This is a genomic window from Aureispira anguillae, assembly GCF_026000115.1.
Taxonomy (GTDB): Bacteria; Bacteroidota; Bacteroidia; order Chitinophagales; family Saprospiraceae; genus Aureispira; species Aureispira anguillae.
Map to the genome: position 1 here is coordinate 5,350,616 of NZ_AP026867.1, position 17,806 is coordinate 5,368,421.

Genomic DNA, 17,806 nt, shown 5'->3' on the forward strand with positions numbered 1-17,806 from the left:
GTTTTTTGCCTTGTTTTTTTTTATAAAATAAGAAGCATCAAATCATCTAATAAAATACTGAGAATAAAGCTTAACAATTTTTTTTCTTAACCTTTTTTAGGTTTAATCTGATGAGTATATGCCCCGTTGTTTCCTGTCCAAAGGTTTTATAAAAAATAGTATATTCATACTGTTATCCCTTTGATGGAAATAGATTGATAGAGGTAACCTATTTATTGTTAAAAAACTAATTTTTTATGCGCACAATCGCCTAAAAAAACTACAAACCTTAGATTCAAACAAATATTATTTTAATTTTAGTACCAAAACGTACTGCACTGCGTTCTTACTAAAAAGCATCTGAAAATGTACTAATTGCAGTAGTATTTCAACCATTGTAGACAATGCTTATAGCTCTATCGCTTTTTAGGGCAACGTCGTGTACCGTTTATTCTTTAAAAAATATTTCACTTAACTATTCTTATGCGTTCTATTACATCAATTTGCACTTACCTATTCGTTAGTTGTTATTTATTAATGGTTGCCAGCTGTTCCAACTTTATCAGTTGTGGCGGAGATAAAGACACATTTATAAATAACTTTTATGCTTTTGTAGAAGAAATCCGAGCGGAACAAAAAAATGGAACAATTCCAGCGGATCAATGGGAAAAATACGATGAGCAATTTAATAAATTGACAAATGAGTGTTATCCACAATTTGAAGCCGACCTAAACACCAATGACCAACTAGGAGTTGCCACCTGTGTAGGTTTTTATTTTTATGCTAAATATGGGCTAACTGCGGTTCTAAAATTGGCACAAACGGATGCCGCTATCAAAAAGATTTTACTTGAAATCGATTACACCGTCTTACTCAATATGGCAAAAGAAATTGTCAACAACCCTGAAGAAATTCACAAAATCATGGGTGATTTAGAAAAACGATATGGCAATTAGTTTTTAACTTTGATTTTCTCCCCTTCTATTGCTAAAGAAGTGGCTTTAAAAACAGTTTGTGCTTCTTTTTTTAAGGGGGTTAAATCTTGATATCTAGAAGAGAAATGTCCAATAATCAAACGTTTTACATTTGCTTGTTTAGCAATGGATGCCGCTTGATAAGCAGTGGAATGCATTCTACTTTGAGCTTGGTGTAATAAATCATGCATAAAGGTAGCCTCATGATAGAGCAGGTCAACTCCTTCTATCAAAGGAACAATTGCTTCGGAATACATCGTATCTGAACAGTAAGCAAATTTACAGGGAGCAGCAGCAGGCAGGGTCAATTCGGAATGAGGAATAACTAAACCTGTTTCTGTTACATAATCTGCTCCTGCTTTTATTGCAGGAATTTGCTGATAGGGAATCTTATATTCTTTAATTTTATCCTTGCGCATATTTGCTGCTGCCTGCTTTTCTGCAAACAAAAAACCATGACAAGGCACTCCATGAACCAATGGGATGGAATAAACCTCAGCGGTTTCATTTTCAAAAAGTAATGCAAATTTTTCAGGATCAGTGGTGTGAAAATGCAACGGATAAGTTAAGGGTCGTTGCAACTGAATATTAAGAATGGGTTGTAAGCCCTTGGGACTATAGATATGCAGTGGTTTCTCTCGACCATTTAGCCCATAAGTCATCAATAAACCTATAAGCCCAAAGATGTGATCGCCATGCAAATGACTGATAAAAATTCGATTGATTTTATGCATCTTGATCTGATATTTCATCATCTGCATTTGGGTACCTTCCCCACAATCAATCAAAAACGACTCACTTCCTAGGGTTACAACCTGAGCGGACAGGTGCCGTCCATAAGCAGGCACGGCAGAGTTAGAACCAAGTATTGTGAGTTCAAAAGCCATTTTATGTTTTTGGTTGATTTATCTAAGAGCGATGCTAAAAAAAGCATCCCGAATTCAAAAAGTCCTTAAACAATTGCTCTAACAATCATTCCTCATATTAAAGGCTCAAAACAACGTTTTAAGGTTCCAGATGAGGACATTAAATACAATCACAAATACAGAATAGTTGTTGGTATAGGCGATGGTATAAATGCAGGTCTTTATAAAAATTCGGGATGCTCTATGTTATTTACTAGTATATGATTAGACTTACTCGTCCTCGTCAGTTGCTTCAGACTCTCCCCCTAATTCATTCTTGAAGGTTGCCATCATAACATATTTGATTGCATCACTCAAGGTTTCTTTAATGGTTAATACACTATCCAATCTAGAGATTGTAATCAGCATTTTTACGCTAGGATGCACCAAACCTGTCAGCACAAAAGCATTTTTTGATTCTGCCCAAAGACGATTTCCTGTCAATATGGCACTTAATCCAGATGAATCAACAAATTTAGTATTAGACAAGTCCATAATTAAATTTTTGATTCCAGCATTATGTAACACAATAAGTTCTGCCTTCAAGTCAGGAGCCTTTAGAGAGTTCAAATTTTCTTCTCCAAGAGTCAAAACCGCATAATCTTCTTTCTTATCAACAGAATATTTCATAAAGTTTGGTATTTCATGATCAAAATTAATGTAATGAAATTTTTATTTTCTATCAATTAGAGAAGCATTCCCTTTTTTTATCTTATTTTATACCTTTTTGCATTCCTCAAAAAGTAGTTAGCTCATTAAATATCCAGTTAGCACTTGAAGTTTGACAAAACACAAAACAAACTGAAAGTCAACAAAATAAACTTACACACAAAATAAGTTAGTTCTTCCCTTTATGATTAAAAAAATAAGTTATTGGCTAAAGTAATCAATTTTCTACAAAAAATACAAAATTAGCTTGGCACTATTTTCGTCAAGAATTAAAAGTAGAAGTTCTTCCATTCTAAAAAGGAAAATTTGGCAAAACAATTCTATATAGATAAATAATAATAATAACAAAAGGAAGACAAAAAAAAATCAAAAATTTTCCTTTTTTGAAAATATTATCTACCTTTCTTAGCAAGGAACAAACTAGAACTTTTTAGGGGTAATTATTGTTCTTGTTAAAAAATTATATCCATAAATCTAAAACTATTTACTAGGCGATTGTAAGTCTAGCAATCCATAAACTAAAAATATGCCTAACAACAGATTTTCTCCCAAAGTAAAAGAGATCATCTCACACAGTCGAGAAGAAGCTCTTAAGTTTGGTCATGATTACATAGGTACAGAGCATCTTTTATTAGGAGTCCTAAAAGAGCCAACTAGCCTAGCTGTACGTGTCTTAGAATCTCTTAATATTGATTCTCATCATTTAAGCAAAGCTGTTGAAGATTCTATTAATCAAAATACAAATACTCTTCCTACTTCTTATAATATAGGAAACTTACCATTAACTAAACAAGCCGAAAAAGTATTAAAAGTAACTTTCTTGGAGGCCAAATTACTCAAAAGTGAAATCATAGGCACAGAACACATCTTGTTATCTGTTCTTAAGCATAAGGACAATTTGGCTGCTCGTGTTTTGTCCCAATTTGATGTTTCTTATGAGGTATTCAAAACAGAATTAGAGTTTGTAGGAACAGAAATCAATCCTGACATCACTGCTGACTTGCCCGATGAATTTGAGGACGAAGACGATGCAAGAGGAGGTGATAGTGGCTCTCAATCGAGAAGTCGTGGCAAAGGAAAATCTCATACACCAGTATTAGATAATTTTGGCAGAGATATTTCAAAATTAGCAGAAGAAGATAAATTAGATCCAATTATTGGTCGAGAAGTAGAAATTGAGCGAGTTTCTCAGATTCTTTCTCGACGCAAGAAAAACAACCCAATTCTTATTGGGGAACCTGGTGTTGGTAAAACAGCTGTGGTTGAGGGTCTTGCGCTACGTATTTACCAGCGTAAAGTTTCTCGTACCTTATTCAACAAACGCATTGTTATGTTGGATTTGGCAGCCTTGGTGGCAGGTACTAAATATCGTGGACAGTTTGAAGAGCGTATGAAAGCAATTATGACAGAGTTGGAAAAATCTCGTGATGTCATTTTGTTTATTGATGAAATTCACACCATTGTTGGTGCTGGTGGTGCAACAGGATCCTTGGATGCCTCCAACATCTTTAAACCTGCTTTGGCTCGTGGCGAACTTCAATGTATCGGTGCTTCTACACTTGATGAATATCGTCAATACATTGAGAAAGATGGTGCGCTAGATCGTCGTTTCCAAAAAGTAGTGATTGATCCTCCAACTCCTGAAGAGGCTGTACATATCTTGCGTAATATTAAGGAGAAATATGAAGAGTTTCATCATGTCTTATATTCTGATGATGCCATAGAGGCCTGTGTAAAATTGAGTGATCGTTATATCTCTGATCGCTTTTTGCCAGACAAAGCAATTGATGTAATGGATGAGGTTGGGGCTCGTGTTCACCTCAAAAATATTCATGTTCCTAAGCACATTGTTCAATTAGAAGATGAAATTGAACAAACTAAAGAGCATAAAAATCAAGCTGTTCGTGACCAAGAGTACGAAAAAGCAGCCAATTATAGAGATAAGGAGTCTAAGCTAATTCGCCAATTGGAACAAGCAAAAAAACAATGGGATGAAGAAGCTAAAACCAAACGTTATCCTGTCGGTGAAGCTGATATTGCTGAAGTAGTTTCTATGATGACGGGTATTCCTGTTAGTAGTGTTGCTGAAAATGAAAGCCACAAACTCTTGAGCATGACAACGGATCTTCAAGGAGAAGTTATTGGTCAAGATGAAGCCATTTTGAAGGTAACCAAAGCCATTCAACGTAATCGTGTTGGTCTAAAAGATCCAAACAAACCAATTGGCACATTTATTTTCTTGGGACCTACTGGTGTTGGAAAGACAGAATTGGCAAAAGTATTGGCTCGTCAACTATTTACTTCTGAAGATTCTCTAATTCGTATTGACATGAGTGAATACATGGAGAAATTCGCAGTAAGTCGTTTGATTGGTGCGCCTCCTGGCTATGTAGGTTACGAAGAAGGTGGACAACTAACAGAAAAAGTCCGTCGTAAACCTTACTCTGTTATTTTGCTGGATGAAATTGAAAAAGCACATCCTGACATCTTTAATATCTTATTGCAAGTCTTGGATGATGGACAACTAACAGATGGTTTGGGTAGAAAAGTAGACTTTAAGAACACGTTGATTATTATGACTTCTAATGTAGGTGCTCGTCGCCTCAAAGATTTTGGGCAAGGAGTTGGTTTTGCTACTCAAGCTCGTAAGGAAGACACCGATACCAATGCCAAAAGTGTTATCCAAGGAGCATTAAAACGTACTTTTTCTCCTGAATTCTTAAATAGAATTGATGATGTTATTGTCTTCAATAGCTTGGATCAAGATGATATTTTCCGTATTATTGATATTACTTTAAAGGATTTATTTGGTCGTATCCAAGAACTAGGTTATAACCTAGAATTGGATGAGAAAGCAAAAACTTTCTTGGCAGAAAAAGGTTATGATCCTCAATTTGGAGCAAGACCACTCAATAGAGCCATTCAAAAATATTTGGAAGATCCATTGGCTGAATTCATCCTTAACAATCAGCAAACCTTAGAAGAAGGTGCGGTTTTGGTTGCAACCTTGGGTGAGGACGACAAAATGATTATCACTGTAAAAAAGAAAAAGAAGGCTACTAAGAAATAGTCTTTGATATAACTAAATTGGTTAAGTGCCGAGACTCTATGGGGTTTCGGCACTTTTTTTTGAAAAAGAGCTTTTATTTCTCATACATGAAGCAGCGAATCACATTATATAGCATTGATGACTTAGAAACCATTGAAGATTATGAAGAAATCGTTTGTATCCGCACAAACAGTTATTATAAATCGAATCGTTTCGGCAATTTAATTAGCAAGTGTACGAATCTAGAAGAGCTCTATTTTTTAGAAAGTTATTTTAATGTAACCATTCCGAAAGCCATTCTCCAACTTCCCAAATTGCACACCTTAGTGTTCAAGGGGGTTGATTTTGATCAAATTTTGCCTTCTATTGGTCAACTAAAAAATTTGAAAACCTTAGGGTTACAAGAGCATTTTATTGCCAACTTTCCAAGTTCTTTAGTGGAACTTCCGCTCCTCGAAGAACTAGATCTCAACCATACTAAATTTGACAAAAATTTTCAAGGGTGGCTTCTGTTAAACGATATAAAAACCTTAAAATACCTCAACCTACTAAATGCCAAATTAGCTACTTTTCCTGTTGAACTTACCAAACACAAGAACTTACAGATTTTAGCCTTACCCAAAAAGCACTACAATCAGTTAATAAAAAAACATCCTGCTTTTTGTGAACAAATCCCTTACCTCTATAGTCACTCTGTTTTAGAGAAAAAATACTTTTATAACCTATTAAACATCTGTCGAAAAAATAATTTTGACTGGTCATTTAGGGTTATTTTAATGAACTTATTGGCAGATAATGCATCCAAATTAGATCGTTTGGCAACCAAGGAACAAATCTTAAAAGTTACGGATGTTAAGTTATTAGAAACCATTCGACTCAAAGCCTTAGAATATTACAACAATAGATGGGGAAAAAATCCTCTGACTCCATTAAAAGAAAATGCCGTCATTGCTGTTGCGGGAAAACTGGGAATTAATAAAAAGGAGTTGCAAAAAAAATTAAAAGCATTAAACATCAAGTACAGTGCTAAAATTACTGAGCAAACCACCCATTTATTACTTGGGCAATTATCAAATGCTGCTTACGAAAAAGCATTGCTAAAAAATATTCCCATCTTATCTGAGCAATATGTTCTAGCTTTCATCAATCAACATTCAGAACAGTACCTAGTCGATGATTCAGACGAAAATACAGCGCAAACAGAACAGGTTGCGCAATTGCTTTTGAGTGGTCAAGACGAAAATATTTTACTCGCATTAGAATTATTCAAGCAAGGAGGTTTTCCCAAAGTATTGTTAACAGAGTTATTCATCGCTCACCAACAAACAGAAAACCTTGCTATCCAACGAGAAACGCAACGACTATTTCGTCAATATGGCTCCATTCAGTTAGTGGATCGATTAAAAAAAGATGAGTATCTTTTTTCTAAATACAGTTCTGAAATCAGCCTTAAGCGCAAACTCAAAAGATTAGAAAAACAAACTGAGTTAGATTGCCTAAAAATTGCTTGGCACGCTTATAATAGGTATCAAAAAGGAATTACCTACCTTCTAACGGCACTACCGCTAGAAAAAAGCACTTCCCTATTACAACAACTGGTTCAGAACAATAAGCTATCTCTTGCTCATATTGGCTTAACAAGTGTTCCTCCAGCTGTTTTTGAATTAGAGAACTTGACGGTATTAGATTTGTCTCATAATCATCAATTGCATACCATTTCTTTCAAATTACTTACTAAGTTAACCAACTTAGAGCAATTGATCCTAACAGACAATTATAACCTACGAGACAACCATCAATTGCTTCAAAAAATAGAAGAGCGGCTACCTCAAATCCAAATTCAATTTTAGAATAGCTGGTTGATTTCTTCAAAATAACGTGCAATAATAGCTTGTTCGTCAAATTCCTTCAAGGCCATTTGACGACCATTTGCTCCCATTTTTTGTCGTTGTTCGTCACTCAATTGATACATTTTAATCATGGCATCGGCTAAAGCTTCGGCATTTTTGATTGGAACTAGGTACCCATTTTCTCCTTCGACAACCGTTTCTCGACAGCCTGCTGTTTGCGTAGTAATAACAGGTTTGCCCATTGCCAAACTTTCTAGCATAACTCGTGGAAGTCCCTCTCGATAAGATGGCAGTAAAACAACATCGGCATTCTGCATAATCGATCGCACATCAGAAGATAAACCTAAATAGTTGATGATCCCATTACTATGCTGTTCTTCTACTAATTTTCGATCTACTGCCGAGGGGTTTCCTTCGTCTATTCCTCCTACTACCCAAATTTCTACGGCAGCATATTTCTTTTTGACTTGTTGGGCAGCCTCAAACAACTCTCTCACTCCTTTGTCGTACAACAAACGCCCAACAAATAAATAAACTAGCTTGGTTGTTTCTTTTGTTTTGGGCAAGGGTTTAAAATAAGAAGTATTAATTCCAGAACCTTTAATCAAAGCTGTTTTTGTTGCAGGACAAAGCCCCAATCGCTCAAATAAAGCTTGATCGTCTTGGTTTTGAAAAGCGACGCAATTAGCAGATTTAAATGCAGTCTTGTATAACTTTTTGACGACTTTGTTAACAATTCCCTCTGTCAAAAAACTATAGCCCAATCCAGTTACTGTTGAAATCGTCTTAACTTTTGCCATCCTTGCAGCAAAGCAACCATAAATATTAGGTTTTATAGTATACTGCAAGACAAGATCCAGTTGCTTATTTTTATAAATTTTGTACAATTCATAAGTAAATTTTAAATCTTGTACAGGATTTACTCCCTTTCTGCTCAAATGTACAATAGGAACAAAGTGGCAGCCTGTGGCTTTGATTTTTTCTACAAAATCATCAACTGGAGCTATGGCAAAAACTTCATGCCCTGCCGCTAAAAATGCTTTGACCAATCCCAATCTAAAATTATAAATATTCCAAGCGGTATTAAGCACGATACCAATTTTCAGTTTCTTTGTCCCTAGACTCATTTGTTTTTTTGTTGTAAATGCCAACTAAAATGCATTATAATGATTGAGGTTAAATCTTTTTAGTTCTTTTTTAGTTTTTGCCAAAAATTTAAAAAATTGATGAACTTCTAAAAGTTAATGTTTAGTGGATAATATTTACTTATCTTTGTGGCTTAACATTCTACAAACCTTCGGACACAAAATACAGCTTTATCCAGTATGTTTTTACTTGTGTGGCAAATACTTTTTACGAAAGACTTCATATTATTACCCTTCTTTTTAATAATGTGGTTTCTAATTTTTTATTTCTACAGAAATAGAAAATACAAAAATAGTATCCTAAAGAAATATTTTTTACCCGCTTTAGGCTTGCGTCTATTAGGAGCTGTTTTGACGGCCTTAATGTATCAATATTATTATGGATATGGCGACACTTTTTTTTATTTTTTTGGTGCTAGAGACATTTATAACGCCTTGCTTAACAGCCCTCAAACAGCTTATGAAATTTTAGCTGTAGATTATCACAAATGGTCCCTTAACACCTATAATTCCGTTACGTTACGAGGTTTCTTTATGCACCCCAAAGAAGCCATGGTTATTCGACTAGCAGGTATTGTTAGCCCCATAGGCTTGGGTTCTTATATTGGTACTTCCTTTGCTTTAACTGTTTTTAGTTTTTTAGGCTGTTGGGCCTTGTATCGGGTCTTTTATGATATAAGCCCACATTTGCATTGGCCACTAGCATTGGCTGTTTTATTCTTGCCTTCTATGTGGTTTTGGAGTACTGGAATTATGAAAGATTCTATTGTAATTGGGGCACTAGGATTTTTTGTAAATGGCATTTATTATAGCATCATCAGCAAGAGAAAAAAGATCCTGCGTTCTATTTTCTTTATTATAATGGGCATTTATTTGATGAAGAATATCAAGGTTTATGTACTTGCCGCCATTTTTCCAGCAACTGTTGTTTGGATCTTTTTTATGTTTAAAGAGCGTATTAAAAACGATAATTTACGAAAACTTGCCACTCCTCTATTCTTTGGAATAGGCACCTTAGGGGGCGCTGTGGCTATACAACAATTAGGAGCTGTATTTTCAGAATATACCTTTGAAGGATTTATGGAGGAAGCTGCAAAAATGCAATGGTGGTTAAAATTGAGTACCGAACGAGACAATGGTACAGGTTATGATTTAGGAACCTTAGATCCCTCCTTTTGGGGGCTCATTAGCACCTTTCCCAAAGCCGTTAATGTAGCTTTGTTTCGCCCCTATCCATGGGAAGCCACAAAAATAATTGTACTTCCTTCGGCTGCCGAGGCTTTATTTACCTTGGGGCTAACGGTCTATGTCTTTTTTAAAGTGGGAATCTCTAAGACTTTAATTTCAATTCTAAGCGACCCCGTCATACTATTCTGTCTTATTTTTGCTATTATTTTTGCATTTGCAGTAGGATTTACTTCCTTCAATTTTGGAGCTTTAGCCCGATATAAAATCCCCTGTTTGCCTTTTTATTATATTGCTATGATTCTACTGTTAGACAAAGTTCGCAAACCGACCAAAGCAGCCCTTCCTTAATTTACTGGGGAATTGCCTCAAAGACAAAGCCCCTTTCGTTATAATAAGCTAATAATTTGGGCAATACATACCTTAGGCGTTCCCAAGCTTTTTTACTATCGTGCAGTACAATAACAGATCCATTGGAAGCATGCTTAAGGATATTTTGCCAACAATCTTCTCCCGAAATATTAGGGTCAAAATCGCCTGCGATGACATCCCACATAACAATTTTATACTGCTTTTTTAAAGCCCTTGCTTGTCTCCAACTAAGCCGCCCGTATGGAGGACGAAATAAATTCGTTTGGATTTCATCTTGGCAACGAGCAACATTCTCTAAATATTTTTTTTTAGAACATGTCCAGCCATTTAAATGATTAAAGGTATGATTGCCAACGCTATGCCCTTCTGTTAATAACTGTTGGTAAATCATGGGATTTTTTTGAACATTTGCCCCAACACAAAAAAACGTTGCTTTAGCATTATAACGTCTTAATTCTTCCAATACCCAAGGCGTTATCATAGGAATTGGACCATCATCAAACGTAATAAAAAGCTTTTTGGAAGTTGTTGCTTCCATTCTCCATAGATAACTCGGAAACAACCATTGAATCCATTTAGAAGTATAGACAGGATAATACATTTGGGTACAATAATTTGATTCATTTCTTTATAAAATTGCCACATTATAGCAATCCCCTATTAATTCCCAACTAAAGAATTACATTACTTTGTGGGAAAACCAATGGCTCACATAGTAGCAACGCAACTAATCGCATAAGATCTAAATACCCTAATTTTATTTTAAAGTCATAGTAAACTCAACCACGGCTTTAATCTCTTCTTCAGACATGATTCCCTTGAACTTGGGCATAATATTCTTTCCATTGGTCACTACTTCTATTCGTTGTGCAACATTTAATGGAGAAGAAGACAAATCTTTTGCTCCATTCATTCCCATTTTTCCATCTGTTCCATGACAAACTAAGCAGCGTGTTTTATAAATTTCTACTCCCGAAACTTCTTTTGGACTACTCTCGCAAGAAGTGCAGTTCCATAAAAAAAAACTTAATATAACTAAAACGCTTATGATTCTCATCTTTTTTATGATTATGCGGGAACTCTTATCCTCTGTTCCACATTATTTATTATATTAGGTATACCAACAATGATTCAATATTCATCGATATCTAAGTACAAAAATATCAAAAAGGCTGGATATTTTCCAGGTTAATCTTAATTAATAACCACTCTCAAACAACACTATACTTATGTCAGTATTCTTCATTGCCATGCTCATTATTTTTCTTTTCTTTTTCTTCTCTACGGTCAAGGTAGTTCAAGAAAAATCAGCAAAAATAGTACAGCGCCTAGGTAGCTTTAATCGAATTTTACATCCAGGAATCAATTTCTGTGTTCCTCTGCTAGAAAATATTGCTGGTACTGTTAACTTAAAAGTTCAACAGTTAGATATTCACATTGAAACCAAAACAAAGGATGATGTATTTGTTAAGTTACAAGTTTCTGTTCATGTTCAAATTATGAAAAGCAAAGTAAGAGAAGCATTTTATGAATTGGACGACCCATATAGCCAAATTTCGTCTTACATTTTTGATACCGTTCGTGCAGAAGTTCCTAAACTAGAATTAGACGATGTATTTGCTCGTAAGGATGATATTGCGACTGCCGTAAAAACCGAACTTTCTGAGCACATGGAAAAATATGGTTATAGCATTGTACAAACCCTGATTACAGATATTGACCCTGATGCTTTAGTAAAAGAGTCTATGAACCGTATTAATGCTGCTAAACGTAACAAAGAGGCCATCTCTGAAGATGCAGAAGGTCGTAAAATTGCAAAAATCAAAGATGCAGAAGCTGATAAAGAATCCAAACGTTTGCAGGGAGAGGGGGTAGCAGATCAACGTTTAGCTATTATTAAAGGTTTTGCAGACTCTGTAGAGGACTTTAGCAACACTTTAAACGATGTTTCTCCTATCGAAATCATGCAATTTGTATTGCTCACCCAACACTATGATACCATCAAGGAAATCGGAGAGAAAAACAGCTCTATCATCGTTCCTTATTCTCCAGGTAATCTGCAAAACTTGCAGCAGCAATTAATGGAAGGAAACCTTATGGCCGATGAGATTAACAGACTCAGTAAGGAGCGTACAAAAATTCCTACGTCTCAAAAGACTTTTGCGCAAAAAGAGCAATCAATTTTAGATATTGATAAAAATATTTCGGACGGCTTATAATCTCAATTGCCTCCTAAAGTATTGAAGAGGATATTGTAACGACTGTTGCAATATCCTCTTTTTTTTTGACGCTCTCTCCTCCTCCCCTCCTATTCACGCTTAAAAATGAAAAATTTAAAAAATCACAATACCCTTACTATTAGATGACTATTTAGATACAATAAAGCGATGAAGTATCTTTCTGATTAAATACTCCTAAACTAAATGCTGTAGTTTACACAAGTCTTTACATAAAAAAAAACAAAATATTAGTATTTACATTAAGTACTAGCCAAAAAAAACAAAAAAATTCCCTGTCACAGTTTATTGTTTTTTAATTATTGTCGAAATATTATTACTCCTTAATGACAAACAAGCAACCCTTTCATTATCAACCCAATCCCTTTAAAAATCAAGTTTAGAGCCTTTTTTGCTTTGTCATATTTACATTTTTAGATTGAACTTCTGCACAGAAGTTGTTAATTTTGTTTGTCCTAAAAAATAATTTTTCAATCTATTTATCACTAATTTACTTTAATTACATGAAAGAAATTTTAATGTTTTTTTTAGCGTATTTTCTCCTGAGTACGCTTTCTTATGCGCAGCCCTGCCCTGGGCCTGTCACCCCTACCTATTCCGAAGATTTTACCACATTCCTAGATCCTTGTTGGTCAGAAGCTCAAGGAAGATTAGCGACTAGCACAAGCTTATCAGGTACTAGTTCTAGCTGGACTTCTGATGGTTTTGCCAATTCAGGATCAACTGGTGCTGCAAAAATCAATCTATATGGCACTTCTGCCGATGAATGGTTGCTTAGCCCAAGTATTGATCTTGGTACAGCCGCTACTTCTTATCAATTAGAATTTGATATTGCTTTAACAGATTGGAACAATACCTCCGTAACAACACTAGGTGCTGACGATACCATCGCTGTTGTTATCTCTACCGATAATGGAGCTACTTGGGAAAAGGCAAATATCCTACAACATTGGTTAGCAGGTTCTGAACCAAGTCATACTGGTGAGCGTATTGTAATTAATCTAGCCGCTTATACAGGGCTTGTTAAAATTGGTTTCTATACTGCTTCTTCTTCTACTAATGCAGATAACGATGTTTTTATTGACAACTTTGTCGTAACAAATCTTGCTAGCTGTGCTGCTCCTTCTGCTCTAACGGCTACCAATATTACTTCTACCTCGGTTGATTTTTCTTGGACAGAAAATGGTACCGCTACTTCTTGGGAAGTAGAATATGGTGCACAAGGTTTTACTCAAGGTTCTGGTACTGCTGCCGTAACTAGTAACAATCCTGAGAGCATTGCAGCTTTAAGCGCTAACACCTCTTATGACTTTTATGTTAGAGCGATTTGTGGTGCTGGCGACTCTAGTGCTTGGGTAGGACCTTTTGTTCTTACAACACCATGTCCAACATCTTATACACCTACTTATTCTGAAGACTTTACTACGTTCTTAGATGCTTGTTGGTCAGAAGCTCAAGGAAGACTTGCCACTAGTACAACGTTAACGGGTACAACTTCTAGTTGGACCAATGACGGTTTCAGTAATGCAGGTACAACTGGTGCTGCTAGAATGGAAATATACAGCACGACTAGAGATGAGTGGTTGATTAGCCCTAGCATTGATTTGGGAACTGCTGCAACTTCTTATCAATTGGAATTTGATATTGCATTAACCCATTGGAATAGTACAGCTGCTGGTACCTTAGGGGCTGATGATACCATTGCAGTTGTTATTTCTACTGATAATGGAGCTACTTGGGAAAAAGCAAACATCCTACAACATTGGTTAGCAGGTGGTGAGCCTAGTACTACTGGTGACCACATCGTCATCAACTTATCTGCTTATACAGGTGTTGTTAAATTTGGTTTTTATGCTGCTTCTTCAGTTTCTAACGAAGACAATAATGTTTATATCGATAACTTTTTAGTTACAAACCTTGCTAGCTGTGCTGCTCCTTCTGCTTTAACAGCTTCTAATATCACTACGACTACTGCTGATTTAGCTTGGACGGAAAATGGTACGGCTACTTCTTGGCAAATTGAATATGGTGCATTAGGCTTTACACAAGGTACAGGTACTACTGCTCTTGCTGGAAGCAACCCTCATAACCAAACAGGTTTGATGCCTAGCAGCGACTATCAATTTTATGTTAGAGCGATTTGTGGTGCTGGTGATTCTAGTGCTTGGGCTGGTCCATTTAACTTCCAAACGGCTTGTGGTGCTATTGTTGCCCCATGGACTGAATCATTTAGTGGTGGTTTGCCCAACTGTTGGACAGACAGAGGAAACGACGCTTATATCTTTAATACAAGTGCTGCTTATGGTGCTGCTGTTGCTGGTGATTATACCGCTGGTGGAGGTACCAACTATGCATGGGTTGACGGTTCTGGTGCTACTGGAACATTTGATACCTTAACAACTCCTCTGATTGATATTTCGGGGCTAGCTACACCACACTTGTGCTTTGGTTTGTTTAGTAACAACATCAATGATGCAGGCAACAACACCATTATGATCGAATTCTTTGATGGTGCTGCTTGGAATCTATTGGCTACGTTCCAACAAAACTTAGGTCCAGCATGGGCTCCACTTAGCTATGATCTTTCTAGCTATACAGTTACAGGTAATACGCAAGTAAGATTTATTATCAATACCAATTCTACAGGTGATGCTTATAACAATGATATTCTAATTGATGAAGTGAGTATGAACAATGGAGGTTGTCCTCAGTTCTGTATTGCTCCATCTGCTTTAGGTATTGCCAACTTGCTTCAAACTACTGTAGATTTAAATTGGACAGAAAATGGTGCCGCTACTTCTTGGCAGGTAGAATATGGTGCTCAAGGTTTTGCTCAAGGTTCTGGTACTGCTGTTGTTACAGCAACCAACCCACATAGCTTGACGGGTCTAACCGATAATACTTCTTATGATTTTTATGTTAGAGCAATTTGTGGTGGTGGTGACTCTAGTTTGTGGGTAGGACCATTTAACTTTACTACACTAGCAAACTGTCCATTCCCTTCTGCTTTAACAGCAACGAATATTACTCCTACTTCTGCTGATTTAGGTTGGACAGAAAATGGTACCGCTACTTCTTGGCAAGTAGAATATGGTACACAAGGCTTTGCGCAAGGTTCTGGTACTGCTGTTGTTACTGGAAACAACCCTGAGAACATTACCGCTCTAGCTTCTAATACCAACTATAGCTTTTATGTAAGAGCAATTTGTGGTGCTGGTGATTCTAGTGCTTGGGTTGGACCATTTAACTTTGCTACTCCTTGTGCTTTAGTTCCTGGTGATACTCCTGACGATGCGATTATGGTAACTAGCCTTCCATACAGCACAACAGGTAAAACAGATTCTTGTTATATGGATTCTAGAGGAAATGCCAGTGCAGATGTTTGGTATCAATACATTCTTGCTCCATGTACTGATTCTTTGACCGTTTCTTTGTGTGGTTCTGCTTTTGATACTTACCTACGTATTTTTGCAAGCGATACGACTACTCAGATCTTTTTCAATGATGACAATTGTAGTACTCGATCTGAGGTTGTAATTGATGTTACCGCTTCATCGGCTATCAACCCTGGTGATACCATCTTTATTTTGGTAGAAGGATACAGTAGTAACGAAGGGGCTTACAACTTGAATATTTCAGATGTTGTTCAATGTCCTCCTCCTCCTTATTACCACATCGACCAAATCAATTCGGTTGATACCAATGGTGTTGCAGATTCTTTAGGCGTAATTGCTAGAATTAGAGGAGTTGTACACTGTATTGATTTTAGAGCAGGTACTGGACTAGAGTTCTTCCTTGCTGAATATAACAATACTGGTATCAAAGTATTTGACTTTGCTGATGTAAACGGTTATGCTGTTACAGAAGGTGATTCTTTAGAAGTATGGGGAACCGTTAGTCAATTTAATGGGCACTTGCAATTTGATCCTGACAGCATTGTTGTTGTTTCTTCAGGAAACCCACTAGTAATGCCAACTACTGTTAGTCAGTTGAGCGAAGCAACAGAAAACAAATTTGTAGACTTCCAAAATGCATGGTTAGTAGATCCTGCACAATGGACTGGTTCTGGTTCTGGATTTAATGTAGATGTTACCAATGGTACCGATACCATTTTAGTACGTGTTGACAATGCGACCAACTTGTATGCTCAACCAGCACCAACAGGAATTTTCCATATTTCAGGATGGGGTGGTCAATTTGATTCTTCTAATCCACACACAGAAGGCTATCAGTTGTTCCCTTGTGGAATAGCTTCTGTTGTTCCTTATGTTGAAGATGTAGCGGTAACAGCTTTCTTGAACTTAGATTCTACTTATTGTAATGTAGCAACTGTTTCTGGTTCTGTTATCATTACCAATATGACTGCTAACAATACCGATAGCATTCCTTACACCATCACTGCTAATGGTATTCCATTGGTTATGGATACCATCTTAATGTTGAATGGAAATGCGTCTGATACCATCACTGTTGGTCCTATCTCTGTTTCTACAACGGTTGCCGTTGTTCAAGTTACTACTGCATTGAATGGAGATGTTGATGCAACAAATGATACGTTGGCTATGACTGTTTCTATATCAAACACTGCTGCTGCTGCAAGTGTAACGGCTACGATTTTGTGTAACAATGATTCTACAGGAGAAGTTACAGCGATGGCATCTAATGGTATTGGTGCTTATAACTATGCATGGGATGCAAATGCAGGTAATGCAACAACGGCTGTTGTACCTAACTTGCCTGCTGGTGCTTATACTGTTATTGTTACCGATTCTATTGGTTGTACAGATACTGCTAGTGTTACACTAACAGAACCAACTGCTCTTAACGCATCAATCGTAGACAATGGAGATGGTACAGCTGTTGCTGTTGGTACAGGAGGAACGCCTTCTTATACCTTTGCTTGGGATGCTGCTGCTGGTAACCAAACTACTGATACGGCTACTGCTTTGGTACATAATGGTACTTATGTTGTGACAATTACAGATGCCAATGGTTGTACAGACACTTCTTCTGTGGTTATTAACTTCATTGGTGTTCAAACCATTGCTAACCTTTCTAGCCTTAACTTATTCCCTAATCCAACTACTCATAATGCATTTGTAGCGTTGGATTTGGTAGAACAAGCTGAGGTTCAAATCAACATCATCAATTCTATTGGTCAAGTTGTTGAAAGCAAAAACTTGGGTACGGTACAATCTGAAACCGTAGAGCTAAATACTGCTGCTTTGGCTTCTGGTATTTATATGGTTCAATTTAACATTGGACAAGAACAAGTAACTAGAAAGCTTATTGTAAGCAAACAATAAATATAGCTATACCTAAGCGTTTAGAACTATAAAACACTAGTTCTTATCCAGAAATCGGCATTGAAGCAATTCAATGTCGATTTCTTATTTTGGGGAAGTCGCTTTTCTTTCGATCCATTAGATAAATACCTGTT

At 36.4% G+C, this 17,806-nt stretch carries 11 protein-coding genes; 6 read left to right on the plus strand and 5 right to left on the minus strand.

Features of this window, described 5'->3' with window-relative positions:
* Positions 1-462 precede the first annotated feature (462 nt).
* Positions 463-936 (plus strand): DUF6565 domain-containing protein, encoded by a 474-nt coding sequence (locus tag AsAng_RS21000; RefSeq protein WP_264789055.1) that lies wholly within the window; start codon positions 463-465, stop codon positions 934-936.
* Here the strand turns inward: AsAng_RS21000 and AsAng_RS21005 are convergent.
* Together AsAng_RS21005 and AsAng_RS21010 are read right to left on the minus strand one after the other, a co-directional pair.
* Positions 933-1,841, minus strand: coding sequence for a ribonuclease Z (locus AsAng_RS21005; protein WP_264789056.1), 909 nt, complete (start codon positions 1,839-1,841; stop codon positions 933-935). The genes AsAng_RS21000 and AsAng_RS21005 overlap by 4 nt on opposite strands.
* A 249-nt stretch (positions 1,842-2,090) precedes the next feature.
* Positions 2,091-2,489, minus strand: coding sequence for an STAS domain-containing protein (locus AsAng_RS21010; protein WP_264789057.1), 399 nt, complete (start codon positions 2,487-2,489; stop codon positions 2,091-2,093).
* A 565-nt stretch (positions 2,490-3,054) separates the two neighbouring features.
* Between AsAng_RS21010 and AsAng_RS21015 the strand changes: the two genes are divergently transcribed.
* Positions 3,055-5,598: an ATP-dependent Clp protease ATP-binding subunit gene (locus tag AsAng_RS21015; RefSeq protein WP_264789058.1), complete on the plus strand. Its 2,544-nt coding sequence runs from the start codon at positions 3,055-3,057 to the stop codon at positions 5,596-5,598.
* Between the two features lie 86 nt (positions 5,599-5,684).
* Positions 5,685-7,427 (plus strand): BRCT domain-containing protein, encoded by a 1,743-nt coding sequence (locus AsAng_RS21020; protein ID WP_264789059.1) that lies wholly within the window; start codon positions 5,685-5,687, stop codon positions 7,425-7,427.
* Here the strand turns inward: AsAng_RS21020 and AsAng_RS21025 are convergent.
* On the minus strand, positions 7,424-8,554 hold the full coding sequence (locus tag AsAng_RS21025; protein WP_264789061.1) for a glycosyltransferase family 4 protein: 1,131 nt from the start codon (positions 8,552-8,554) through the stop codon (positions 7,424-7,426). The genes AsAng_RS21020 and AsAng_RS21025 overlap by 4 nt on opposite strands.
* Before the next feature lie 264 nt (positions 8,555-8,818).
* Between AsAng_RS21025 and AsAng_RS21030 the strand changes: the two genes are divergently transcribed.
* On the plus strand, positions 8,819-10,108 hold the full coding sequence (locus tag AsAng_RS21030; protein WP_264789062.1) for a hypothetical protein: 1,290 nt from the start codon (positions 8,819-8,821) through the stop codon (positions 10,106-10,108).
* A gap of 1 nt (position 10,109) precedes the next feature.
* On the opposite strand, the gene AsAng_RS21035 is transcribed toward AsAng_RS21030, so the two are convergent.
* The gene (locus tag AsAng_RS21035) at positions 10,110-10,730 is read right to left on the minus strand and encodes a polysaccharide deacetylase family protein (RefSeq protein WP_264789063.1); all 621 of its coding nucleotides are present in this window, start codon (positions 10,728-10,730) and stop codon (positions 10,110-10,112) included.
* 156 nt (positions 10,731-10,886) lie between these two features.
* Positions 10,887-11,186 carry a c-type cytochrome gene (locus AsAng_RS21040; protein ID WP_264789064.1) on the minus strand — a complete coding sequence of 100 codons (300 nt, stop codon included), beginning with the start codon at positions 11,184-11,186 and terminating at the stop codon, positions 10,887-10,889.
* A 172-nt stretch (positions 11,187-11,358) separates the two neighbouring features.
* Here AsAng_RS21040 and AsAng_RS21045 point away from each other — a divergent pair, with 172 nt between their 5' ends.
* Positions 11,359-12,348, plus strand: a complete 990-nt coding sequence (locus AsAng_RS21045) for an SPFH domain-containing protein (RefSeq protein ID WP_264789065.1) — start codon at positions 11,359-11,361, stop codon at positions 12,346-12,348.
* 521 nt (positions 12,349-12,869) lie between these two features.
* Complete coding sequence (locus tag AsAng_RS21050; RefSeq protein ID WP_264789066.1) at positions 12,870-17,672, plus strand: fibronectin type III domain-containing protein; 4,803 nt, start codon at positions 12,870-12,872, stop codon at positions 17,670-17,672.
* Positions 17,673-17,806 lie beyond the last annotated feature (134 nt).